Origin of the sequence: Luteolibacter algae (genome assembly GCF_042683045.1) — a bacterium.
Lineage (GTDB): Bacteria > Verrucomicrobiota > Verrucomicrobiia > Verrucomicrobiales > Akkermansiaceae > Luteolibacter > Luteolibacter algae.
The window spans coordinates 276,595-300,538 of the sequence record NZ_JBHUIT010000031.1 but is presented as its reverse complement, the minus strand read 5'-3'; the positions used below and the strand labels follow the sequence as shown (position 1 = coordinate 300,538).

Sequence of the window (23,944 nt, the reverse complement as noted above, 5' to 3'; positions counted from 1 at the left end):
GTTTATTCTATTTTTCCGGCGAATTTTCCGCGCCCTAGTTTTTCATCCAGGATCTCCCATTGCTCGCGGCTGACGATATATCCTACACAGCCCTCGCGCCCGCACCGGCAGGGATGATCTTCATAGCACTCGACGTCAAAACCATAATCGAAAGTCAGCTCCTCGCCCTTTTTGATGTCGCGGAGCGAGTGAATAAAAATTTTTTTTCCCACAGACCAGGCTTCACAATTCGGCTCGCAGGAATGATTGATCAGGCGTGCGGTATTCCAGGGAAAATTTCCGTCGATATCGTATTTATTGGAGAGATTGAAAATATAGACGGCCGCATCCCCCGTTTGCACCGCTTGCTCGTGCTGCTTCACCCCACGCTTATCACTCTCCGATTTATCAATCAGTTCACCGACATACTCGATGATTTTTTCCTCAGCAGGAATATCGCGCGTCGCATAAACACCCCGTCCGTGAATCTCGGACTCGCGGACTTCGCAAAGCTCGCTCTGGCCACGCTTCCACATGGCCAGCATCTTCCGGTGCAGCTCACGCTCACTGATTTTTGTGGGACTCTTCGGCATGATCTGGGGAGCTATCTAATCTGGCGCTTTTCGAGAGGTGGAAGTTCCAAATCCTTTGGCAGGGTAATGAAGAGACTACGTAAATCATTCACGGTCACACCCGCCCCATCAATGAAGGTCCAGCTGTCTTTTCCCTTTTCCGAAATTGCCACCTGGAAGCCAGTGCTTTCAATGACTACTGCCACAGGATCTCCTTCAATCATCGTGCGGAATCGGGTGACCGTGGGCACGAGAACCAGCCACTTTGTGTAACGCAGGCTCTCGACTTGCCGGCCATCAATCGTTTCCACCTTTTTCCCGGGAAACACCTCGAACGCCCGCGGCTGCCCCTGCGGAGTAAAATCCGTGATGGAAATCCCTTGTTGGAGCATCTGTTTTGCCACCCCATCGAGCTGTCTTTCCAGATTTTCCATCCCGCCCATACGCATCGCCGTGCGCTCTTTCCACTGAGGATACATCCTGTCCACCGCTACCTTGTAACGTCCGAGAACGACTTCCTGCCCCAAATCCGCCACAGCTTTCACTGCTGAGGCGATGACTTCCGGAGGAGCTTTCTCCACAGCAACTTCCTGCCCGCGCAGACTGATCACCATCGCAAACAAACAGAACAAGAACTTCATGTCACTACCCATGCCCCCCACCCGCCTTTCCGTCAACTCCATCTCGTATTGAGTATGTCCTCCGGGAAATATTTCCGTCCGTCGTTAGTTCCCGAGTCTCTGCACGAACTCATCCAGTAAAGCGTCCAATCTGCGCTCTCCGGCGATTTTCTGTGGCCGATCGAAGCCTATCCATATCGCGGTGGATCCTGCGGGACCCAGGCGCAAGGTCCAGGCATCCCGCTCGGACCCTGTTGCCCCTGTGAAGCTACGGGTTCCAGCCCGCTGTTCCAATACCGATATAGCCTCCTGGGCACCCGCGCTGCTCAATGCGGGATCCAGTGAAGGTGTTGCCCGGTAGATTTCCTTTCCTTCGAGGTTCTTGATCGACCTTATGAAAAACGGCTTTGGCTTTTTTCCTTTATTGCCCAGCGTTGCAAGTCCCACGGACATTTCCATCGGAGTCGCGGCAACGGCTCCACGAAATAGATCCTCCGTCTGGAGAAACGGGCCGGAAAGTCCACAACGTTTCGATAAACGCTCCACTTCCGCGGGGCCGATCTGACGGCCTGTCTGCAGCGGACTGCCGGGCAGGACAAGCTTCCCTCTCTCCGCCGCAGCTGCCGCGACAAATGGCTCGAAAGCAGAACCCAGATCACGTTTCGAGCGGGTCCTATCATAGCGGGAATGAGAAAAATCACGGCCGCCAATCAAGGCTAGAACCGCTCCGCTTTTGGTTTCGGTGGTGACGGCCGCATATTGCAAATAATCCGCTTCGGTTCCGCTTTCATGGCTGGAATGCGTCGGATGCTCCCACCCGTTTTCATTCTCCAACGCGAATACCGCCCGATTCAGCTCCGTCTCCAATCGCCCCTGCCAGCTGCTATCCAATGTCGTGTAAACCTTCAAGCCACTGAGCAGGATATCTTCCTTCTCCATGATCTTCTCCAGCTCTCTTTTGACTGCGAGAAGAGCGTATGAGCTTTGATTTTCAGAGCTTCCATCGTCCTTCGTAAGACGGATCTCCAGTTCCTTGACCGCCTCCGCCCGCTCCGTTGTGATAAACCCCGCATCAACCATCCGTGCCAGCGTCTGGTTACGCTGCTCAATGGCAGCCGGTAAGTTTCTCAGAGGAGAGAAAATGTGGGGGCCGCGGATAATCCCCACAATCATCGCACATTCCCCGGGATGGAGCTGCGCGGTCGACTTTCCGAAATAAGTTTTTGCCGCTTGTTCCACTCCGTAGGCCCCGGAGCCAAAATAGATCCGATTTAGGTAGCTGGTAAGAATTTCATCTTTGGAATAGCGGCCTTCGATCCGAAGCGTGAGAGCAATTTCCACAGCCTTCCGGTGAAGCGATTTCGCGCGCATCTCAAAAGTGTTCCGCGCAAGCTGCATGGTTAACGTCGATGCGCCCTGGGTAAAATCCCTGTCCTTCACATTCCTCACGGTCGCCCGCAGTAAGCCCTTGAAATCCACTCCACTGTGCTCGAAGAAATGCGCGTCCTCCCGGGCAGCGAGGGCTTCCACCATAAAATCCGGGATTTCATCCCTGGAAACGATTTTGCGCCCGGAGGACCCCGGAACATCAATCTCTTTCCCATTCCTATCGTAATATACAGTGCCGCTAGGCAGCTTCGCGACCTCATCGAGATCAAATTTGGAAGCTAGGAGAAAATAGAAAAACGCAACTCCCAGGGCGATCACAGCGCCGACCACCGATAGAGAGAACATGAGAACCGCCGGCCCATGTAGCCAAGCTGGTAGGCACCTTCTCCATAACGGTGCTTTTGTGATCGGGCGCCAGGTTGACATTATTCAGATAACTTCTTTGTGGGACGGGATCACACAATCGCCCTCACACCAACCTCAATCCAGGCTGTTCGCAAAATTTACTCCTCGTCGGCAGGATAGCGGAAGTGGCCGAGAATTTGATGACTGAAGACTGAGGGCTCCCATTTTACGCCGCCACCTGCGGGATGGTGAACCACCCAGGGAGTCGAGCCTTCTCCGGAAGGGCCTGGAACCACGATTCCGATATGGGTTTCGGCATTTGCCAGCGCCCATACTACAATATCTCCCGGCTTGTAAGTGGAGGGATCACGGGCTTTGTCCGGCTGAACGGTTTCTCCATAGCGCGAGAAAAAGGCCTGAAGATTCGGCACCCGTCTGTGATCAATATTCGAATCCGGTTCCGAAGAGGTCCAAAGCTGCGGATAGCTGCGGTAATCGCTTTCCATGTCTTCATGGATTTTTTCCTGCAGGTCTATTCCGATCTCTCGATAGCAGCGGACCACCAGATCGGCGGCCACCCCTTTGGATAGCGGCACATCGCCGTTAGGATAACCGATTTTGTAGTAAGCCGGATCATAGGTGATCGATTTCGAAGAATATTTGAGCGCTTCCGAAGCGAGTTGATCGCCGATTTCACCCGTATGCTCCAGTTCGCGGATCACGAGTTCCACCTGCTCACTGGTGGGGCCATTTTGTGCAGCCATCAGGCTACCTATCCAAGGTTTTGCAAAGAAGAATCCAGCTCCCAGGGTCATTGCGACGATAACCCAGCCTCCAAAAAAATTCGGCTTCTTCGGTTTTTGCGGGCGTGGCCCGATGTATTCGATCGCGTTGTAATATCCTGAGCGTGAACGTGCCATTTCGTGTAAGATTGCAATCAGGAAAGCAAAATCAGCACCAGGTTACCACGAAAAATATAAGATAATCCCATTATTTTTGGAGTGGGAGAATGGAGGCTGGCCACGGGTTGTCTTTTGCATTCAAACATAGCCCATGAAAATTTTCAATTCACCGTCATTGCTATCATGGGGCGAGCTGGATCTTCCACTTTTCGGGCTATCCTCGGATTGGTTTGGGAAGCCATTGGATCCCCCCCAGGGATTTGCTCTGGCGATGGATTCGGAGCAGCTATGGTTTATCGCCACACGGCAGTCCGCCGCGCAGACAAGACCGGATGCCATCCCGGGTGCCTTTGTCTATGGCCTATGGGAATATGATGTTGCCGAGCTTTTCATCGCGCGTCCGGATAGCGGGGAGTATCTGGAATTCAACCTTGCGGCAAACGGGGCATGGTGGGCATCGAAGTTCAGTGCCATTCGCATGCCGGCCCAAAATCAACCGGATTTCACCGGGATCATTACCAGCTACCATCAGGAAGATCCGTCGGATTCCTGGTTGGCAGCGCTGGCGATTCCCCTGTCCTTTCTGAAAGAGGCTATCGGTTTCGGAGAAGAAAGCAGAATCAATGCTTCATTCATCCTGGGCACACCAAAGCGGACGTTCCACAGCGTAAACCGACTTCCCGGCGAACAACCGGATTTCCATCAACCGATGGCGTTCTCCAAGGTGGATCTCATCGATATCCCGTCATTTTAGCCCTCTTCCTGCTTGGAGCGACCCGTTTCCGCGTCTAACATCTTCCGACAAATGAGCCGGTTCGAAATTGAAGAAATTATCGCGCAAGGCGAAACCGGGATTGTTTACAGAGGCACTGATACAAAAAATCACGAACCTGTGGCTATCCGCAGGTTTTTTCCTTATGGACAAAATGGTGGCGGACTGGACGCTGCCGAAGCTGCATCATTCCGATCTGCGGCTGAAAAGCTATGCTTTGTGGAACACCCGGCTCTCCGCTCGATCGTCGCGGGTGATCTGGATCCAATCGACGGTATTCCATTCATTGTAACCCAATGGATTGAAGGCGTTTCGCTCAAAACCATTATTGCGGGAGAAGTCCTTGATCCGGCATTGGTGATCGATCTTCTGCGCATCGCTCTCGAGGTTTCCATTGTCCTTTCCCACGTTCTTGGCGAGGAAGCCGTGTGGATTGAGACCGATGTCGAATCCATCGTCCTCGGCACCCAGGATAGCGAGCGAAGCTTCACCTTTTGGATTTGTCCGTTCAAGTGGTTGGGGCGCGATATCGAGTCCCGGACTCTATCCTCGATCGCGGAGCTTGGCGAAGAGTTAGCCGGGTGGCAAAACAAGCTTGTGAGCGATCAGGCAGGCAACGGCTTGGGCGGCTGGCTGAAATGGATAAAAGCCAACCCCGAAACCAGTTTGCGGGAAGCCAGAGAGAGACTTGCCAGTTGCACCGGTGGCGCAGCTCCCGACCGTGAGTCAACCCTGGTCCGCCGCTCGACACGCCCTGCGAGCACTGTCATGGTCAAACAGCCGAGCTCGAAGACCCCTCTGGTGATCGCCGCACTCATTGTGATGATTGGAGCGGCCGGCTACTTCTATCTTCCGAAGAATACGAAGCTTCCGACGATTTCCCCCCAATATACCGAGCAGACTATATCCGAAGTGATCACATCGGCCGAGAAAACACCTCCAGTCGAAAAGCCTCGGGAAAGACAATCTCAAACCCGCAGCGAAGCATTGTCCCGCGCAAACGACCTGGCGGAAAAACTGAGCCAGGAGGCAGCGGAAAACCACGATACCCAGGCTGCATTGCTCCAGGAGCAGCTCCAAATCATGGAAGAGCGGGGCGGAATACTCAGCCCGGATGACGTGGTTCTGGTGGAATCGTTCCCCAGCGGGACAGACGTCAAACTATCCGGCACCCTTCGCGGCATTCGCCTCTCCAGCTCCGGCAAGACACTTTATCTGAATTTCTCCAACCCCTACGACCCGAACCAAATCAACGGGATCATTCGAAAGTCCGATTATGAAGATGATTTTCCAGGTGGCGGCTTCACCGCACTCATCGGAAAAAAAATCCTCCTCACCGGAAAAACCTTTCGGGAAAGCTCAAAGAAGAAGCCGTTTGTAAAAATCACTTCCCGCAGCCAGATCTCCACTCCGTAGATTCTCTCCCACCACACGGCGGATATGATCTACCATTCCGGTGCCTGCTGCCGCACCGCCTCGTATAGAACGATCGCCACGGCAGTTGAAAGATTCAGACTGCGCGTTCCTCCTGGCACCATCGGGATTTTCAGAGCATGATCCCCCGCCCGTTCGATCAATTCCCCGGGAAGGCCTTTCGTCTCCCTTCCAAACACAAGACAATCACCCGGCCTGAAGTCTGCGGTCCATGGCGATTTACTTGCCTTGGTGGATAATAACCACATTTGTCGGCCTTGCATCGCTTCCTCCAGCTCCGGATAACTTTCCCAGACATGGAGATCCACATCCTGCCAATAATCAAGGCCGGTCCGACGCACATATTTATCCTCAAGCGAGAAGCCCAATGGCTTAACCAGATGCAATGACGACCCAGTGGCCAATGCCAATCTACCTGCCGCTCCCGCATTATGCGGTATCTCAGGCTCCAGCAGGACGATATTGAACATAGACAGGTTCATAATCAGCTCCCCGCACGATTGCCAAGTCTTCCCCGAAGAAAAAATGGGAAAAGAAAATCGGGCTGGCGGGATTCGAACCCACGACCCCTTGCCCCCCAGGCAAGTGCGCTACCAGACTGCGCTACAGCCCGCTCAATGTCGGAAGGAGAAAAAAGCAATCGATTCGCCGATTGGCAAGCCTGTAAAATCGTGAAATGTATTTGTCGTGAACAGAATCAAAACAGCCATCGTAGGAGCCAGCGGATACACCGGAATGGAACTTCTCCGCACGCTCCTAACCCATCCAGCTGTCGAGCTCACCGCAGTGACCTCCCGGGCAGAAGCAGGAAAGAGATTGGACGAGGTATTTCCGAGATTTTCCAAAGCCCGCTCAGCCGCTCTTACTTTCTGTGAGCCGGATCCCGATCTGATTGCATCCACTGGCGCGGAGGTTGCCTTTTTGGCTTTGCCCCACGGAGTCGCTGCAGAAATCGCCCGTGCCTTGCTTGAGCGCGGACTCAAGATCATTGATCTTAGCGCGGATTTCCGTCTCCGCTCCCCACAGGTCTATGAGGAATTTTACGGACACCCTCATCCCGCCACAGATCTCCTGGAAGAGGCAGTCTACGGGCTCCCGGAAATTCGGGAGGAACAGATTAAAAATGCGAAGCTCATCGCATCCCCCGGCTGTTACCCGACAAGTATCATCCTCCCACTGCTTCCCCTGCTACGAAACGATCTGATTGATCACAGCACGATTGTTGCAAACTCAATGAGCGGCGTCAGTGGAGCAGGACGCAAAGCAGATCTCACGCTTCTATTCTGTGAATGCAATGAGAGCGCCCGGGCCTACGGGGTGCCCAAACACCGCCACCTTTCGGAAATCGAACAAGAGCTCAGCATCGCCGCGGCAGAAAATGTGACCATTTCCTTCATCCCGCATCTGATTCCTGTGAATTCCGGCATCGTCACCTCCACCACTGCAAGGCTGAAACCCGGCGTGAGTGCAGAGCAAATCGAACAAGCACTGGAATCAGCTTATGCGGATGCGGCATTCGTCCGCCTTCTCGGGCGGGGCAAAGCTGCGGATACGAAAATGGTAACCCGCACCAACTTCATCGATATCGGCTTCGAGATTGATTCACGCACAAATCGCGTAATCCTGATGAGCGCCGAGGACAATCTCTGCAAAGGAGCTGGCGGACAGGCAATCCAGAGCTTCAATATCATGCATGGATTCGATCAGCGAACGGGGCTCGAAAACTGGTGAGTAAATTTATTTTACGATTTATTCAAAAATGAGCTTGCCCAACGGCTGGGTCCTCCATAGCGTCCCGCCCTCCAAGGACAGATGTCAGAGTGGTCGAATGAGCACGCTTGGAAAGCGTGTGTAGCAGCAATGTTACCGAGGGTTCGAATCCCTCTCTGTCCGCCATTTTTGCCCGTATTGCGAACTTGCGATACGGGCTTATTTTTTCCCAGCATATCCTTGATAGACAAGGAGATGGAGAAGAGGCGCAAATCCACGCGATACCACGAAGTTCGCATTTGGGTCACGAAAGCCTCGTCGTCGCACTGGTGCTTGTCCTTTTTCGGGTCAAATCGCGATACCCGAATTTCCTTCAAAATGAGGCTCAGAAGTTCGCTCTGCTCCTCGAATGTCAGCTCTCCGAAGAGGGACGTGAAGTCGGTGAGCTTCTCGCAAATGATCGCCTCGTCGGTGACGAGGTTCCGGCGGTAGTCGATTTCCATCTGGAGCTTCTGTCTTACGACTTGCAGGTCGCTCTTGCGCTTACCAAGCGCGTTGGCTTCTTCCATGAAGTCCGATGAAAGGTCTTTCATTTCAGGACGCTTGGCCATGTCGATGAGCCGCGCCACTTCGGTGGAAACGTCGCCCAGCTCCTTAACGGTCTTCTTGAGTTTTGCCTCGAAAGGCTTGACCGCTTTCAGATGATCCTTGCGAGCCGATTCCGCTGTTGAGCGGACGATCTCGGGATGCTTTCCGAGTTCGGACAGGAGTTTGAGAACAAAATCCTCGAAGGCTCGGGCGGGAATATTCCGCAGCGGGCAGGCGGTGTCCTTGCCGTGTTTGTTGAGGTCGCCACAAACATAATAGAGGTAAGGATTACCATCTTTGTCCTTCTTTCCGGCAGGCTTTGGGATGAGATGCTTCCCGCAATGATCGCACCTGAGCAATCCCTTGAGGAGCATTTCGTGTCGGTTCGCTCGGCGAGTTGCCGATTGCGGCACCTTCTTCTCGACAAGGCTCTTATTAGCTTTTTCCCACGCATCCTTTGTCACGATGGCCTCGTGGCGACCGGGATATTCCGCGTCGTTATGGGCGATGATTCCTTTGTAAAGCGGGTTGCGGATCAGTCGGGTGACGTTCTGGCCGACCCACTGCTTCCCGCCGATGTGCTTGGTTTTTCCTTCCTTGGTCGTGGTCGTCCGAGCCTTGGTGGTGATGCCATCATCGTTGAGTTGCTTTGCAACTTCGATAGGCGTTCCGTAGCGTGAAATCAGGGTGAAGATATTCTTCACGATGGGGGCTTCGCTCGGGTGAGGGACGAGCAATTTCTGATCGCTCGCGTAGTCGTAGCCGAAAGGCGGATTACCACCGTTCCAGTAGCCGCGCTTGCTGCGCTCGGCAATCTTGTCGGAAACCCTTCGGCGTGTGAGCTGACGTTCCCATTGTGCGAGTGAAAGCAAGAGATTGAGAAACAATTCTCCGGTCGGCGTGTCAGTGGAGAAAGCCTCGGTAGCCGAAACGAACACCACTCCGTGAAGCTCGAAGAGTTTCCAGAGTTCGTAGAAGTCGGCGATGGATCGAGTGAGGCGGTCTAGCCGATAGACGATGACGGCCTGGATGCGTCCGGCTTCGATCTCGGCAACGAGTTCTTGCAAGCCCGGTCGCTCGATTGATCCGCCCGAGTATCCTCCATCCTCGAAGATCTGTCCCAACGTCCAGCCGTCGGGTTCTTTCATGGCGACCGCATGTTTGCAGATGCTCGCTTGGGATTCCAAGGTGCTGAAATCCTTGCCCTGCCACTGCTCATCGGTGGAGCATCGGCAATAAATGGCCGCTCTGACGGCTTGTTTTCGTTCGGTGTTCATAGTTCGTATCTAATTTCACAAAGTGAATCAGATATGAGCGAACCTACAAGGCCGAAAGACTCTTAAATTACCGCATAGCGGGTGTTTCTAGTGCTGCCTGATTTGGCAAGATGGCCGCTTTTGACCATTGCATCGAGACGGCGGAACGCGGTCGAGCGGGAAAGGGAAAACCGTTCGCGCACTTCGAGAGGTGAGCATTCCCCCACTTGGGCGATGAAGATCAGAATGGGGTCGGCGTCTTCGGCGATTCTCTTCTGGTTCTGACGCGCTTTTTCAAGCTCTTCCCTGCGGCAGCGTCGGGCGACGGCGCGTGCCAACAACTCTCCGATGCGCTCCATGCGGGCGGGGTCGGAAGTCGGGGATTTTGTCAGAGAGCAAACCATAGTCGTTCTGTAGAACGACTATGGGCGGGCGCACATCCGGCACGGTTTGCATCAAAACGAACGCCGCCCGTTCTTAAAGCGCAGCTGCCAACCGCATCAAGGATGCCGAAAACGGTCACGGATGCGGCGTGATAGCGATGACCGTGATTTCTTTTTTCTGAGGTCCGTAGAACCAGAAAATGCGGTAGGCGGCGGGTGTCCTGTTTTCCGCGTAAGCCTCAAAAATCTCCTCCCCGTTCGGACCGGAGAGAGAGCTGTATTTGTGGGTGTTCAGACCGGGGTGTCTCGGATTCACTTCGAGATAGCCCAAAGCCTTCCTAACGGCCTTGAGTCGCTTGAGGAGGCTCTTGTCCCCCTCAAGTGATTTGAAATCGGCTTCGGCCTGTGCCGTGAATTTGAGCTGAAAGGACATGAATCAGTCGATGTCCTCGTCAGCGTGTTCGGCAAAGCTGCCGAGCGAGCTTGTCTCGCCGGAGGCAGCTTGTGCCAGTCCGACCTTTACGGCCTCAAGAGCCTGAGGATTGTCGAAGAGCCATTTTTCACGGGTAGGGATCTCCGAATAGGGTTCGAGCACGATATTGCCCTCCTCGGTTCTGTGTGCGCGAAAACTGCTGATTCCCTCGGCTAGTTTCCCAAGATTGATCCGGCCTTTTGCGTCCGGTCTGATTTGATGTGTGGTTTGATCCATAGCTTTTCCTCACTTTCTGATTCCAGTGTAGCAAATTGGTGGGGAAAAGTCAATGTGGGCAAAGCTATATTGCCCACATTGTGATTTAAACAAGCAATCCAAACAAATCCGGCTGCTGGGCAAGCAGGTCGTCAATGGCGATCAAGTGCGCGAAGTCGTTGTAAAGGTGGTTGTGTTTCAGGCTCACGCTCGTGTGGACAGCGTGACAGGGAAGCTCTTGACCTGCGGTTCTTCGGCGGTAGCGGTGCAGTTCCAAAGCAACTTGGCGATAGCGGCTCAGATCGCCCGCCAGTTCGGCAAGGACAATGGCGCGAAGCTTTCGCAAGCCCTGCGAGCGTTGCGGCTCCGCTTTAGCCTCCAGTTTGTCGAGTTCGTCCGCTCTCCAGCCATTGTAACCAGATTCCCGGACGCTCTCCCTGATTTCTTTCGGGGTTAGCACTCTTCCACCCAAAAGGTAGAACCATGGGTGGCCGGGGCTGTAGGTGCTAGGGCGGCTCTGTTGCTCTTCCTGTTGTGGTAACATTTTTCTCTCCTTTGTTCGTTGGTTGCACCCCGTGACCGAACCAACGGCAAATGGGGCGAAAAAAGGGAGAGGCGCGAAGCCTCCCCCTTGGGAGTGGTTTTCAGTGATTCCAGAAAACGAGGGTTTCGCTGTTGTGTTCGATGGTGAACACGTCGCTGATTTCCATGTCGCGGGCGAATGCCGCATAATCGAAGTAGTGACGCAGATTCTCAGGGATGGATTCCAGTTGCCCGGTTTCCTCAAGAAACTCGATGCACCAGTTTTCCAGTGAGTCCGCTGTCCCTGCGTATGCTTCGCTAAATATTTCAACCTGTCCGGCTTCAATGTCGTGCCCTCTGTGGGCGCAGAATTCGCAGAATATTTCCCAGTCGATCCCCTCGGCTTCGACTTTCTCGTATGCCTCCTGAATCGCGTTCAAGGTATCGGTTCCGGGATACTCGGAAAGTTGGCCGCAAAACTCATAGTCATGCACCGCCCATTCTTCGGCGTCCTCTTCTGGTGAAGCTTCGAGGATTTCAGAAATCCGCTCTTCGAGGTCTTCCGTTCCGTCGAGGTCGATCCAGTTTCCGTGCAGGATTCCGGCGTTATAGCTGGCAAGGCAAGCCACGTAAATTCTAGGTGTGTCGTTTGTCATATCAGGTTCCTTTCAGTTCTTGTTTCTTAGATAAGCCACTGGGCTTCATCGCCCCGCGCATGAAACCTTGGCCTTCGCCGAGAAGCGGGGTAGCAACGTCAAGGGAGGCTCCGAAAAGTCCCGCAAGAGCGTAGTGACGAGGACAATTTTGGGATGCCCTTGACGGTCGCGAGGGCAGCCAGCCCTTAGCCAGATCAGTTCGTCTTCTGGCAAAAACCGTTCGTCGGTTGGCACTGCCATCGGACAAAAGAACGCTGACTTTTCCACCGGAGGGGTGAGGCACGATAAGACCGTCCGGCACACGAAGCATGAGGGAACGGCGGGCTTTTGGTGTCCACGGGGTGCGGAGCAAACAGACCTGTTAGTCAGCTAACCCTGTGCGCCTAACGCCGCCACTCCAGAGAGTTTGAGAGGCGTTAGCCTTTCAGGAGAAGGGGTAGGGCTGCACGGCAGTAAGCCCGAGGGGAAGGCTTTCCCCCCTTTGAAGAAAAAATCAAAAAAATGAAAATCTGCCGGATAAACCTGCCACCACCATCGTTCCTTTGGTGAAATGCTCACACCAACCATGGAATATCCAGAAACAGCCAACACGAAGGAGGCACGCGAAGCGGTCTTCGAGCGACGTAAGGTGGCCGTAAAGCAGTCAATCGACGAATACCACGGCTACCTTCAGAACTACCTCTACGGACTGACACGCCAGTGGCAGGACGCGGAAAACCTGCTGCAAGATCTCTGGCAGTATGTGCTCCTCCGTTTCAAGGAAGATCAAATCGGATCGCTCCCTTTGCTCAGAAAGAAAGCCTACCAGCTTTTCATCGACCACTACCGCCGGATGGTCAGACGCGGAGAAACCTTGTCGGATTCACCGCCCGAACCAGTGACCAGACCAATGACACCTGACGCTTACACCGATGCGGAAGAAATCGCTCTCAAAGAAAAATTCTGGTCGGAGTATCCCGGCATTGATCTGACAGAGGAACAAAAAGAAGTCCTTTGGCTTCACGCTCGCTACGGATTTACCTTCGCCGAGATTGAGGAGAAAACGGGAGTTTCCAGTTCCACTGCCTGTGATTGGGTCGCCCATGGCCGCGACTGCATCGCCAAATTTATCAACCGCTAACCAACTACCATTATGAATGATTCACAAAGTGTCCCAAGCCCTCAGTTCGAGGCAAAAGAAGTCGATAGCCTGATCGCAAATTTCGGAGTGCAACTGTCTCCTGAAAAACGCGAAGAGCTGCACCAGAATCTCGATGCTCAAAAAGAGCAGTTTCTCTCGCAGGAATTTGATCTTGAGAAAGGTCATGACCGCGAAGGTCGCGGAGGCAGTTGATCAACGTGCTAACCCGATCTCCTCAAACACCCCGTGACGGCCTGCCGTCACGGGGTGTTTCCTTCATGATCCGTAAATACAACTTTAAGCGGAAGGCAGTCCAAGTTTGTCGAAGAACGCCCTATTTCTTTCTTTAGACATTTGTAGAAGGCGATCAAAGCTAATGACCTCAATGTATGCCTTTAGGCTCTTCTTGTAACCAAAGTATCCACTTCCGTCTGAAGTTCTAGTCAGGTCATGGATTTTTTCACACTGGTAAATCATAGTTTTCGTAATGTCTGCTATGATGTAACAAAATCCAGGAATGTCTTGTGAACCGGTGATTGGCCTTCCAGTAGCCGTGGTTATCTCACCGAGCCGTATCCGGTCGAGGTAGCGAAGAGCCTGTTCGATCGGATCTTTATCCTCCCCCGAGCGAACATCGTTTCGCATGGGTCTTTTGAGTTCAATGACCTCAAGAGAAGCGGGTGGAAGCGTGCTTGAATCTGAAAAAAGAACTGGCACATCAAACACGTTAAGTGAGCAGATGTCAGGCTCCTTGGTTTCAGTTGCACCAGTGATTGGCATCGAGCGGATGGTCTTGTCCGAAGCTAGGTAGTTGTGAAAAGCGAGCCGCTCATCTATCAGCCACAAATTTCCCGCGTTCAAGGCTGCTTCATTTGAGTCTGTCTGCATAGGCATGATCAGTTTATGAATCAGGTCTTCACGCGAATACTTTCCGTGAGAGTCAGTCTGTATTGCCTTTTGAAGAAGATCCAGGATGACCCGCCGATGAGAGACGTATCCTGCTAGATCTGAACGCTTAATATCCTCGGCTTTTGATAAGTAATCTTTTAAACGACTCTCATAATCATCGAAGTCATCTCCTGGACTTGCGGACAAAATGTCGTGTCCATCATTTAGAAGCTCTGCCTCAAGACTGGCCAAGTGTTTATGAAGTGTCAGCTCGACCTCTTTGTCTGAAGCGGATGGATCAATATCGAGTTGTTCCTCTGAGATGCGTGATAATATTGGTCGATATCTTGGTGCGCGATTGGCGATAAAAGTGTCGATGCGCTCGCGTGAACTCTCACGATTCTTCGAAAGCTGAGATTTGAGGTGGTCACCGATTTTTTCTGTAACGGCTTCCTTGATATTTTCGAAGGTCACTTCTGAGTCCTCGAATAACTCCTCGACTGTTTCAGGAATATCAAATCCGGTTCGCTCCGATCTCACATTGGCATCCAAAAATTTGGAGCTGACGTAACAAGAATAAAAATAGCTCTGGTCGCCTTCATGGATTTTTCCATGGAGCCCTGGTACCTTCCCGCTGATTTTTTCCTCGTCGACAACGCGTTTGTCGGCACAAAAAACCAAAGAATGACCTGTGTTTGTCGCGGTCGTTCTTTTTACGTGTACGAGATCGAATTCCTGACCCTTTACTTTGATTGTTTCTGGGGTCGGAGTATCTACTAGTAAATCTTCGAAATTCTCAGATATGAGAAAGCTCTCGTCTTCGTCCTCAACACGGATATCTGGTGCACCACCCGGCCTCAGGAAATACCAAAGGCAGTGCTCCACAATCGCCTCGGCAATTGCTTTACCTGTTTTCTTGCTGGCCTTGCGATAGCGGGATTTAAACCCTTCGAGTTCGACAAACGAACCTGTAGTGCTGCCATCTTCTGAATGTTCTTCATTCAGGTCAGAGACGGCTTCAACCTCCGAGAACTTGAAAGTCCGACGGCAAAGCTCACCATCCTTATCTTGGAAAAAACTCTTCACCTTGATTGAAGTAAACGCTTTGAGCCAAAGCAATCGTCCCACACCTCGCCCCCCAATCTCGACTTTGTGATCGGAATCGAGAGTCTGAAACGAGGTCATATTGGTATCGTTGAAGCCAATACCGTTATCGCTAACAACGAAGCCGTAAATTTCTTCCTTTGCTTCGCGACCCGGCTTCTTCGAGTCGTTTAGCTTAAGATCCTCAGTCCGATCATTTCTCAGAATCTTGACACGAATCGTGCCTTGGTCGATTTCTTTACCGGTTTCCTCGATAGCATGAATCGAATTCACGACTGCTTCAAACAGCGGTAGAAGCCCGCTGCTTTGAGGCAGCGATGTGTTCCTCAAGCGCCCGCTCAAGTTGGTCTGGAGGTGTAGATTTGACATGGGAGAAGCTTGGATCTAAGGCGGTGGGGCAAATCACGAGAGTCTATTGTTGTTCTCGAAACTCAGTCACCCAATTTTTTCTAGCCACTTTTACTGGGTTTGATTGCGCCTGTAAATCGCACCGTAGCTCCTTTTTCGTATTTTCCATCTCCATTCTAGGAAATTTTTCGACGAACTTTCCCAAACGCACGTTTTGCCACTGCATCCAAACCGTCTCGCAAACGTGACTGCCTTCGTTCCTGTTTCGGTGGTTCCGCAAGATGAAGCTCCTGCTGACGACGGGGGAGAGTTGCACTTGAATCGTAACGCCCAAAAAGCGATTCCGGCCTTATGGGTCAATTCTGGAGAAAGGCCGCGAACAAGGACAGGGAGGCAGGTAAGGAACCTGCTGATCAAGTCCGGTCAATCACCCTATGGTGGCTAGCTTGTTACCGGTTTTGTCACTTCGGCACTGTCTCTACCGTGAACCCCTATGCTAATATGCCCACGATGAAGCTCATCACTCCACGATATTTACTTGTTCGCACACAAACAGTCGAATCAGAATGGCTCTTTCGAGAGTCTGAGGAAGCTTACGAAGTCACCCTCCGGTTCGACCAAATTCTCGAAGAATGGAGAGGCCTTCGGGGGCTCACGTCTGAGTTGAGAAAATTTCTCAATCGGTATCCTTGGCACTTTGATGCCATGAACCACTACGCCTCTTGTAAACTGAATGAGGGGAAGACGCTTGATGCATTTGCTTTAGCTCAGACAGCCGTGAGTTTGGCTCGTTCGGCATTCCCTTCAGATTTCAAAGAAGGAAACCATCAAATTCCTGGTGGTTTCGTCGAAAATCGGCCATTTCTCCGCTGTTTGTATCAGCTTATGATCGCGCAAGCATGCATAAACGAATTCTTAGCAGCCATTACAACTGGATTTCAGATGCTTGATTATGACTTCGAGGACCGAATGGGTGCCCGCTTGGAATTGCCCAGATATTTATTGAAACAGGGATTCTATCAAAAAGCTGTAGAATTATTTGAGGATGAACGATTTGAGGATACTTTTCACAGTGCCAATTATCTTTACCCACTGGCCTTACTAGGTGCCGGGAAGGAGGATGAAGCAGGTGTTGCCATCGGTGATTGCCTCTCCAAGCCGCGCATCGCAAAGTATCTTCTTAATCCTCATCTCCCAGAGCCTGAACCTGAGAAGCCGTTTTTTGGAATTGTGAGCGGCAGCGATCTGGAAGGTTTTTATTACGCTCACCAATACCGATCCATGTGGGAGGCCGTTCCCGAAGCCCTCGCAATGCTTCGAGCACAAGCTCGCGAAGCAGAGGCACAGAATTGGCCAGCCTATTTCCGGTCAGAATAGAGTTCGGTTCGCTCACCGCTCATACCCGAAATCATCCCGTGAGCGTGAGTGGCTTCGAGCCAATTCCGGCTCCTGAAGGCGGATCGAGTAACGCTCCGACTTCCGCTCTCGCTCGATGCTCGCTTTAAGTCGCGCTTGTTCTTTCTCGTGGATTTGCTTCAGCCGTCTTTTCTCTCGTTCCCGTTTTCCAGTGGTCGTCTTGAGCTGTTCGCGATATCGCTCTCGTGAACTCCTGAAACTCAAGATCTGACCGTTAAGCTGCTGCTGTTCTTTGCGTGTCACGCCGAACAGGCGTTTCCACCAGTTGGTGTCCTTCACCTTGGCTGCTTGTTTCTCAATCTCGCGTTTCTGTTCACGAAGCTGGTAGTGCTTCACCAACTGCTCTTTGTCCGACTCGAACTGGTAGCGGTGTTTCAGTTTGAGCTTGTCCTGCTCGTTGCGGTGTTTGGCGAGCATGTTTTCGAGTTGCCGTGCGGCGAGAATTTCAAACGCTTCCAGCCTCTTTTCCTTCTCCGGGTCGTGAGTCCTTGCTCTGTCGATCACTTCATCGACTGACGGAAGTTTTTCAAGATCGAGGTCGCCCAGTTTCTCCCTGAACTCCTTCGCTTTCACGCCTTCAAGCTGACGTGTGGGATTGTGCGCCTTGCCGTGGACATCGACCACGACGGGACGCTTGCGACCCTGCGCGAGGGCGTATCCCTCACGCTCCAGTGCCGCGACGAATTCCTTTCCGTCGCGGCTGGAGTGCCATGCCTCCACGATCACCGGATCTCCGTAACGTGTTTTTTCCCCTTTCTCGCGCTTCTTCGCGTTCTTCTCCCTGCGCTCGCAGTAGATTTTGCCGTTCTTGCGCTCATACTCGCGGGCGAAATCCGAGAACTTCCGTTTCGAGTTCCGCACGTCTCCGGCAAGCCCCGTGATGGGGTGAACGCGGTTTACAATAACGTGGACATGTTTTTGTGGCTCATCCCTGTGGGCGACGATCACGCACTCGTGTTCGCTGAGTCCCATCATCTGGAGGGATTCACGGGCGGTTTCGAGCATGTGCGCCTTGTTGGGCTTCTGCTCGGGATGCCATGCGAGCGAGTAGGCGAAAACGGGCTTCTCCAGTTTTCGTCCTGCACGGGACTGCCCCGAGGCTTCCTTGAGGCGGTCTTGCTCTTTGGCCGTGTAGGCCATCACGCGCCACGCCTTCTGAGGGTCTTCCGTCCGCATGTTCTCGGTCTGCGCCCACTCAACGCGCTCCTGGGTATCGGCCTCCTTATCATGGAGGTAATACTGGAGTGCGCTCTTGAAGCTGATTCCGCCTTTGGTGATTTTCGGGATCATTCGTTTTCTTCGTGCAGGGCATGGTGGATGATCTCGTCAATGGTGGTGGCAAGCGTATCGACCTGCGAAGAGACACGCCCGTAGATGTGGGCGTTCTTGACGAGCTGGTTGAGGTTCTGACCGATGCGGTCGATGCGTTTGAGGAAAGCGGGATCAACACGCTTGTGGGTCTTGACCACGAGCTTCCGCTTTCCCTTGTTTGTCAGACGACGGGCAAGCTCGTTCGTTGACAAACCAGCCAGCACGGCCTTGTCGTGCAGGCTCGCATATTCCTCGTCGGTGAGACGGAATATGACATGACGGCTGAGCCGTCGGTCTGCATTTTTTGTTGGGCGAGCCATGAGATAGTCCTTTCAAAAAATCAGCCTCGCGGGAGCGGGTTGCGGAGGGCACTCGATGTGCCGACGCGACCACCGTGGGGATGCAACGGGGGAGGTTATCACCCCCTTGCCGAGACAGTTTTTGTTTACATAAACGCATCTCGCTATCCGCCCATCCGGGAGACTTCCCAATTCGCGCCATCGTAACCCGAGAAGATTCACAAAAGGTTAACGGATGCGCCACTTGTTCTCGGAAGTCCGTCTCCCTCGTGCTGATAAATTGTCCGCACCACCGGATAACACTACGACCCGTATCGTTTCATTCAGCGACACCACACGACTCGGAATACCGTGGACACCCCGCCAATGGCAATCCGCCATGAGATGTGTTCGATGCGTCACACAAGTCGATTTTTTCCAATCCGATCAAGAGGAAAGGGACAAGCCCTGCACCTCGATGTTAGACCCCGCAAGCGGGTTCCTTCTTTCTCGGCCTTGGATTCTTTCGCCTGCGTCTAACGCAAGAAAGAACACAACGATTACAGGAGGATAGCATGACGAAGCTGAACCACAGATTCAACCGCGAAGCGGAACGCAAAAAAGAAGACGAGTGGTTTCTCTGGATCATGTTTCTGCTGATCCTTCTCGAAAGTCAGCAAGTCGTGGAAACGCCTTCACCCGCATTCGGGCCGCTGAAACCAAAATGGGCTTTCGGATAAAAGAGGCTTTCCGAGCGTTATTACCTGCAAGGTGGAAAGGCTTTGCCGTTGAAACAGAATTACACATTCTGTTTCACGTCTTGAGTAGCTCCATGGCGATCCAACAGCAAGGCTGAACTCAGTTTTTCGGCCATGCCCTCCGAGCGAGTTTGCGCTCATCGGCTCCAATGAAGTCGAGGTAGATGCTCGTCGTGCGGAGCTGGCTGTGTCCCATCCACTTTTGCACCGTCGTGATCGGAACGCCTTCCGATATGTTCGCGATGGCGAACCCATGGCGCAGCCCTTTGGCGGTCGCCTTCACACCGTCCAGCTTCACGGATTCCATCCGAGCGCCGACTTTGCGCCATGCGGTCGTCCTCGACCAAGACCAGATGGTCTGATCATTTTCGGAGCAGCCTCCTGTGAACAGCACAGAGAAGGATTCCAGCAGCTCCTCTGGGATTTGAATAGCTCGATACCTGATCGAGCGTCGTTGCTTGAGGGTGCGGAAGATCAGAACTTTCTCTGAAAAGTCCACGTCTTCCGCACGAAGATTGAGGGCTTCCGAAAGTCGGCAACCCGTGAAAAAGAGCGTCAGGAAAAAGGCTCTTTCCATCGGACAGTCCGCTCTGCGGACAGACCGATAGAAGCGAAGACGCTCCGTTGGATTCAGGTATTTGCGCTTACCATCGCGGTCGAAAAGGGACAATGAAACCTCGTAACATTGAAACAGAATGTGTAATTCTGTTTCACCATACAGGAGCGGTCGCCAGAAGTCACTGTCTGCCCGTTTTCGCTGAATAGAACGCGACAGCGACGAAACTGTTTCAAAGTCTCCAGAAATGAAGATGGACATCCAAAATATTTCCGAAAAAATCGAAACCACATGAAGAAGATCATCATCGCGTTGCCCATGCTCGCGGTCGGCCTCCCGCTTTTCTCCCAAGAGAAAAGTGAATCCGCCCGGCAGGTCGTCGAGTCGAGTGAAGCGAAGTCTTTGTCCTGGGAGCTTAGTGACGCGCAGGCAGATGCGCTCGTTCAGCAGAAATTCGAGGCTATGGAGCAGCGAAAAGAAGAACGCGTTGAGCAACTCACCAGCCAGTTGAACTACAAGGTCATAGATCGTAAGGTGGTGGATCTGGGTGAGCGAAAGATCATCATGAACCGTGTCTCACCGCCCGAGAAAAGCGTTCCGGCAGACGGCGCAGTTGAAGAAGATGCCGGTCAGCCTGAGGAGATACGCGAGCAGTTTATCCAGTCTGAGTCCAAAGAATATAAGTTTATCTCACTTTCGGCCACGGTCTACGACCGAAAATTCACCGAGTTGCGATGGAGGCACGGGGACGAGCGTTTTCTGGCCTACAGCAATGTTGACTTCAACTTTATGGGGGGCTTCGGAAGCTTTGAGACTGATGACACCAATTACTCCTTTTTCATGGGAATTGGAAACGAGAGCACTGACGCGCTTGCCGAGCGCAACCGTTTTGCAAAGGAGCGGAATCTGGAAGGCTACGTCGAAAGGCAGATTCCACAGATGCCTGAATTCACACCGGGGTCGGTCGAGTATGCCGTGGTTTCCGATGATCCGTCCATCGTGGAGCGGGACGAGGTTTTCGGGCAGATCAGCGCACTTCACGCCTATTATCAGGCGAATGAGAAAAGACTGAAAACCGAGTATCAACGAAGGGAAGCTCTCAATGCCGCCCGCAAACGTTACGAGGCGGCAAATCCCGAGAAACCCAAAGATACCATCATCAATTTCTGGCCAATACGGGGCAGTATCCACCAGGAGCAGGGAGAGCGCTGAACGAATCCATTGACCGCAAGATGATCTGCATGAGACATTTTACTTCCATTACGCTCGCCATCACGATGTTTGCGGGAATGGCTCACGGACAAACTGCCAGCGACCTCAACGAGGGTTCGCAGCTCACCCATGATCCTGCGGCGAATGCCTACTCATTTTCCTGGTGGGGACGTTCCGGCAGGACGTATTTCATCCAACAATCGGAGGATTTGGTTTCCTGGCAATACCTGCCGCTCATTGAAGCTGGTCAGGAAGGGGTTGTACAATGGGGGTTCAGCACGAATGCCGACAAGCTTTTCCTGCGCCTAAGACACACCGACGTTCCAACCGTCGATCCGATGGCCGATGATTTCGATGGTGATAATATCAGCAACTGGAACGAGTTGATTCAGGAGAGCGATCCGTTTGCCGCTTCGGATTTGAATTCCAACGGAATCCCTGACGACTGGGAGCTTTTCTGGGATTCGGAAATCGCGGTGTTTCCGAATCCGCTTGAAGTGACACTGGATTGGGGCACTCAGGAGATCCGCAGCCTCTACCTGAACAATCCGACAGCCACTGCGGCGAACTACTCCATCACTATCGCCGGTGACACGGCTGCGGGCTATTCATGGGAGGATTCGCTAACTGGAACAGCTTCCTACACTTGGACGGACATCAGCACCACCGGCACCGCACTCTCTGCCATCGCTGATGTCGATAGCGACTCAGAAAAAATCACCTTGTCGCAATATGTATTTCCCTATTACGGCAGGGATCACAGCGAGGTCTGGGTCTCTTCCAACGGGTATCTGAACTTCAGGCAGGAATACAACGACAGCAGCAATGACGAGCTGCCTGATTACGGTAGCCCTTATGGTGTGATTGCTCCCTTTTGGGACGACCTTCACACTGGCGATGGAGGTGATATTTACTACAAGGAGGAGGCCACCCGACTGATCGTCCAGTATGAGGCCGTGGCCAAAGACGACGGAAGCGGCGCAAACACCTTCCAGATCGTTCTCAACGCGGATGGTTCGGTAGAGTTCCACTACAAGCAGATGAATGGTGATCTCGATGAATGCTCGGTGGGTATCCAAAACGTCTTCCGGAACCAAGGTATCCAGCTTCGTTACAACACAGACGTAGCGAACCAGATCACTCTCCAGAACAGCTACGCGATTCGATTCAACCCGACGAATACGCTTTTCACGCTGTCGCCGCTCAGCGGCAGTGCTCCAAACGGTGCGGCAACGCAACTCACCGCAACTTTCGAAGCAGGAAACATCATCCCCGGAACCTACACCGGCTCAATCGACATCACCCACGGCGGCACTGGCACTTCGCCTTGGAACGTTCCTGTCGAAGTGAATATCCCATACGCCAAAGTAACTGAGCCCAACTCCGGCTACACGCTCTGGCAGGGCGAAACCCTGTCCTCGACCGGCGCTTACCTCCGGGCAAAGGTTGTCGACACGCCGGATGACATCGACCGTGTGGAGTTTCGCTTCGGCGATACGATCATCGGAACGGATACGACCGCATCAAATGATGAATACAGGTCCAATTGGTCAAACGTTCCGGGAGGGGAACATCAGGTGTTTGCCCGCGTCTTTCTAGATAACGGACAGACCAACGACTCGTTGCCCGTCCTGGTCAATGTGACACCCGATGCCGATGGCGACCGGATGGACGATCGTTGGGAGCAAGCGAATTTCGGTGGTTCTCCTGGGAATTTCGAGGCTTCGGCTGACTTCGACGGTGACGGGTTTCCTAATATCTTTGAATATCACCACGGCTCCGATCCGGCCGATCCTCAATCCTTCCCACTGTATTCAATAACACAGAACACAGTGAGCCCTGACGCGGATGTCGGCGAGGTGAACTATTTTCGTGTCGATGGCACTTCAAACACCGCTTTTGAGAAATCGAACATACAATCGGCACTCAGCGCAGCCAACGACTTCGATATTATCGAGGTTCTTCCCGGAACTTACAACGAGGATATTTATCTTGGCGAGCGCGTCTATCTGTTTTCCCGCGACGGTGCCCGTGCCACCGTCATAGACGGCACGGGGCGGAGCGACAGCGTCGTCGACCTCTACAGCGAAAGCGTGATCGAGGGCTTCACCATCTGCAACGGCGGATCGACCACTACGATCAATGATGGCGCGGGTATGTATGTCTCGGAAAGTAGCAGTTGGAACAAGCCCCGGGTTGTCGGGTGCCTGTTTACAAAGAATTTCGCAAATGACCAAGGAGGAGCCATTTATGTCGGCAGCGGTGACCTGACTCTTGTATCCTGCACTTTGGCATACAATAACGCTGCCGAAGGCCCGGGTATCCACAGCTCCTCAAACAACAACGATATCCGTTTGGTCAATTCGTTGGTATGGAACCCGAATCATTCGGGTGTGGAGATTTCCGGGAATACTTCCTCAGTCGTCCTCGCATCAACAATTACACGAGATGAGGTCACGGGGAATGTGCTACTCGACGGAGTGGATCAGGGAAGCTCCAAGGTCGGACTCACTCCATGGTTTGGCATCTATCACAGCTCTCCGGCTTTCAACTCCGGGAGCTTGAGCGAATACTCGAAGTATGACTTCGATGGCGAAGGCCGTTACGACGGTCTTCCAGACATCGGTGCAGACGAAGTGATCGATGCGAATGCCAACGGCATTGCGGATTCATGGGAGAGCTGGCATGGAATCACCGATCCCTCGGCGGATGTCGACTCGGATGGCCTTACCAATCTGGAGGAATACCAGAACCAGACCGATCCGCATATGAATGATACCGATGGGGACGGCTTGCCAGACGGCGATGAAATCATCCTTGGAACCGATCCGACGGTTGCCGATCTCTCCAGCTTGGACGGCGATCACAACCTTGATGGCCTCGATGACTCGATTGGCCTCGTTCTTGGCTTCTCACCAACCGATATGGACGTGGATGGCGACGGTGTTTCCAACGCCGATGAAATCGCCAATGGAACCAATCCGTTTCTCGCCGACTCGGATGGCGATGGTGTCGATGACTCCTTGGATGCGTTTCCGAACGACCCGTCCATGACGAACATCTCCAACGATCCACAGGATACTACCGCGCCCTCGATCACGCTGCGCAAGCCACCGGAAGCAACACCGATCTAAGCA

24 protein-coding genes, 2 tRNA genes and 1 pseudogene are annotated in these 23,944 nt (G+C 52.9%); 11 read left to right on the top strand and 16 right to left on the bottom strand.

Features of this window, described 5'->3' with window-relative positions; all coding sequences use genetic code 11:
• Nucleotides 1–2 precede the first annotated feature (2 nt).
• The 4 genes from ACFSSA_RS13600 to ACFSSA_RS13585 all read right to left on the bottom strand — a co-directional run bounded on the left by ACFSSA_RS13600 (nt 3) and on the right by ACFSSA_RS13585 (nt 3,825).
• Nucleotides 3–572, bottom strand: coding sequence for an SET domain-containing protein (locus ACFSSA_RS13600; protein WP_386821068.1), 570 nt, complete (start codon nt 570–572; stop codon nt 3–5).
• Between the two features lie 11 nt (nt 573–583).
• Entirely contained in the window at nt 584–1,234 is a 651-nt protein-coding gene (locus tag ACFSSA_RS13595; protein WP_386821066.1) for a hypothetical protein, read from the bottom strand.
• Between the two features lie 42 nt (nt 1,235–1,276).
• The gene (locus ACFSSA_RS13590) at nt 1,277–2,986 is read right to left on the bottom strand and encodes a transglycosylase domain-containing protein (RefSeq protein ID WP_386821064.1); all 1,710 of its coding nucleotides are present in this window, start codon (nt 2,984–2,986) and stop codon (nt 1,277–1,279) included.
• A gap of 77 nt (nt 2,987–3,063) precedes the next feature.
• Complete coding sequence (locus tag ACFSSA_RS13585) at nt 3,064–3,825, bottom strand: DUF1287 domain-containing protein (protein WP_386821062.1); 762 nt, start codon at nt 3,823–3,825, stop codon at nt 3,064–3,066.
• Between the two features lie 133 nt (nt 3,826–3,958).
• Here ACFSSA_RS13585 and ACFSSA_RS13580 point away from each other — a divergent pair, with 133 nt between their 5' ends.
• Both ACFSSA_RS13580 and ACFSSA_RS13575 read left to right on the top strand, forming a co-directional pair.
• Nucleotides 3,959–4,561, top strand: coding sequence for a DOMON domain-containing protein (locus ACFSSA_RS13580; protein ID WP_386821061.1), 603 nt, complete (start codon nt 3,959–3,961; stop codon nt 4,559–4,561).
• A gap of 51 nt (nt 4,562–4,612) precedes the next feature.
• Nucleotides 4,613–5,995 (top strand): hypothetical protein, encoded by a 1,383-nt coding sequence (locus tag ACFSSA_RS13575; protein WP_386821059.1) that lies wholly within the window; start codon nt 4,613–4,615, stop codon nt 5,993–5,995.
• Between the two features lie 29 nt (nt 5,996–6,024).
• Here the strand turns inward: ACFSSA_RS13575 and ACFSSA_RS13570 are convergent, their stop codons facing one another.
• Nucleotides 6,025–6,495: a tRNA (cytidine(34)-2'-O)-methyltransferase gene (locus tag ACFSSA_RS13570; RefSeq protein WP_386821058.1), complete on the bottom strand. Its 471-nt coding sequence runs from the start codon at nt 6,493–6,495 to the stop codon at nt 6,025–6,027.
• A gap of 57 nt (nt 6,496–6,552) precedes the next feature.
• Nucleotides 6,553–6,626, bottom strand: a tRNA-Pro gene (locus ACFSSA_RS13565).
• A gap of 74 nt (nt 6,627–6,700) precedes the next feature.
• Here ACFSSA_RS13565 and argC point away from each other — a divergent pair.
• The 3 genes from argC (at nt 6,701) to ACFSSA_RS13550 (ending at nt 8,304) form a co-directional block, all read left to right on the top strand.
• Nucleotides 6,701–7,744, top strand: a complete 1,044-nt coding sequence (argC, locus tag ACFSSA_RS13560; protein ID WP_386821057.1) for an N-acetyl-gamma-glutamyl-phosphate reductase — start codon at nt 6,701–6,703, stop codon at nt 7,742–7,744.
• A gap of 75 nt (nt 7,745–7,819) precedes the next feature.
• A tRNA-Ser gene (locus ACFSSA_RS13555) sits at nt 7,820–7,909 on the top strand.
• Between the two features lie 113 nt (nt 7,910–8,022).
• Nucleotides 8,023–8,304 (top strand): hypothetical protein, encoded by a 282-nt coding sequence (locus ACFSSA_RS13550; RefSeq protein WP_386821056.1) that lies wholly within the window; start codon nt 8,023–8,025, stop codon nt 8,302–8,304.
• Nucleotides 8,305–8,547: 243 nt separating this feature from the next.
• Here the strand turns inward: ACFSSA_RS13550 and ACFSSA_RS13545 are convergent.
• The 6 genes and pseudogenes from ACFSSA_RS13545 to ACFSSA_RS13520 all read right to left on the bottom strand — a co-directional run.
• Nucleotides 8,548–9,588 (bottom strand): annotated as a pseudogene (locus ACFSSA_RS13545) (recombinase family protein); the annotation flags it as partial.
• A gap of 62 nt (nt 9,589–9,650) precedes the next feature.
• Nucleotides 9,651–9,971, bottom strand: a complete 321-nt coding sequence (locus ACFSSA_RS13540; protein WP_386821054.1) for a hypothetical protein — start codon at nt 9,969–9,971, stop codon at nt 9,651–9,653.
• 115 nt (nt 9,972–10,086) lie between these two features.
• A complete protein-coding gene (locus ACFSSA_RS13535) occupies nt 10,087–10,383 on the bottom strand; it encodes a hypothetical protein (protein ID WP_386821053.1) in 297 nt (98 codons plus the stop codon).
• Between the two features lie 3 nt (nt 10,384–10,386).
• Nucleotides 10,387–10,659: a hypothetical protein gene (locus ACFSSA_RS13530; RefSeq protein WP_386821052.1), complete on the bottom strand. Its 273-nt coding sequence runs from the start codon at nt 10,657–10,659 to the stop codon at nt 10,387–10,389.
• Nucleotides 10,660–10,744: 85 nt separating this feature from the next.
• Nucleotides 10,745–11,182 carry a hypothetical protein gene (locus ACFSSA_RS13525; RefSeq protein WP_386821051.1) on the bottom strand — a complete coding sequence of 146 codons (438 nt, stop codon included), beginning with the start codon at nt 11,180–11,182 and terminating at the stop codon, nt 10,745–10,747.
• Between the two features lie 100 nt (nt 11,183–11,282).
• Nucleotides 11,283–11,816 (bottom strand): antirestriction protein ArdA, encoded by a 534-nt coding sequence (locus ACFSSA_RS13520; RefSeq protein WP_386821050.1) that lies wholly within the window; start codon nt 11,814–11,816, stop codon nt 11,283–11,285.
• A gap of 565 nt (nt 11,817–12,381) precedes the next feature.
• Here ACFSSA_RS13520 and ACFSSA_RS13515 point away from each other — a divergent pair.
• A complete protein-coding gene (locus ACFSSA_RS13515) occupies nt 12,382–12,936 on the top strand; it encodes an RNA polymerase sigma factor (RefSeq protein WP_386821049.1) in 555 nt (184 codons plus the stop codon).
• Between the two features lie 12 nt (nt 12,937–12,948).
• The gene (locus ACFSSA_RS13510; RefSeq protein WP_386821047.1) at nt 12,949–13,149 is read left to right on the top strand and encodes a hypothetical protein; all 201 of its coding nucleotides are present in this window, start codon (nt 12,949–12,951) and stop codon (nt 13,147–13,149) included.
• Between the two features lie 84 nt (nt 13,150–13,233).
• On the opposite strand, the gene ACFSSA_RS13505 is transcribed toward ACFSSA_RS13510, so the two are convergent.
• On the bottom strand, nt 13,234–15,297 hold the full coding sequence (locus ACFSSA_RS13505) for an ATP-binding protein (RefSeq protein WP_386821046.1): 2,064 nt from the start codon (nt 15,295–15,297) through the stop codon (nt 13,234–13,236).
• A gap of 684 nt (nt 15,298–15,981) precedes the next feature.
• Between ACFSSA_RS13505 and ACFSSA_RS13500 the strand changes: the two genes are divergently transcribed.
• Nucleotides 15,982–16,653, top strand: a complete 672-nt coding sequence (locus tag ACFSSA_RS13500) for a hypothetical protein (RefSeq protein ID WP_386821045.1) — start codon at nt 15,982–15,984, stop codon at nt 16,651–16,653.
• Between the two features lie 12 nt (nt 16,654–16,665).
• Here ACFSSA_RS13500 and ACFSSA_RS13495 read toward each other — a convergent pair whose 3' ends face one another.
• Nucleotides 16,666–17,982, bottom strand: coding sequence for a relaxase/mobilization nuclease domain-containing protein (locus ACFSSA_RS13495; protein WP_386821044.1), 1,317 nt, complete (start codon nt 17,980–17,982; stop codon nt 16,666–16,668).
• The gene (locus tag ACFSSA_RS13490; protein ID WP_386821043.1) at nt 17,979–18,323 is read right to left on the bottom strand and encodes a plasmid mobilization protein; all 345 of its coding nucleotides are present in this window, start codon (nt 18,321–18,323) and stop codon (nt 17,979–17,981) included. The genes ACFSSA_RS13495 and ACFSSA_RS13490 overlap by 4 nt, the downstream gene beginning before the upstream one ends.
• A gap of 533 nt (nt 18,324–18,856) precedes the next feature.
• Here ACFSSA_RS13490 and ACFSSA_RS13485 point away from each other — a divergent pair.
• The gene (locus tag ACFSSA_RS13485) at nt 18,857–19,021 is read left to right on the top strand and encodes a hypothetical protein (RefSeq protein WP_386821041.1); all 165 of its coding nucleotides are present in this window, start codon (nt 18,857–18,859) and stop codon (nt 19,019–19,021) included.
• A gap of 118 nt (nt 19,022–19,139) precedes the next feature.
• On the opposite strand, the gene ACFSSA_RS13480 is transcribed toward ACFSSA_RS13485, so the two are convergent.
• Complete coding sequence (locus tag ACFSSA_RS13480) at nt 19,140–19,709, bottom strand: tyrosine-type recombinase/integrase (RefSeq protein ID WP_386821040.1); 570 nt, start codon at nt 19,707–19,709, stop codon at nt 19,140–19,142.
• Between the two features lie 177 nt (nt 19,710–19,886).
• Here ACFSSA_RS13480 and ACFSSA_RS13475 point away from each other — a divergent pair, with 177 nt between their 5' ends.
• Nucleotides 19,887–20,807 (top strand): hypothetical protein, encoded by a 921-nt coding sequence (locus ACFSSA_RS13475; RefSeq protein ID WP_386821039.1) that lies wholly within the window; start codon nt 19,887–19,889, stop codon nt 20,805–20,807.
• A gap of 29 nt (nt 20,808–20,836) precedes the next feature.
• Entirely contained in the window at nt 20,837–23,941 is a 3,105-nt protein-coding gene (locus ACFSSA_RS13470) for a nidogen-like domain-containing protein (RefSeq protein ID WP_386821037.1), read from the top strand.
• Nucleotides 23,942–23,944 lie beyond the last annotated feature (3 nt).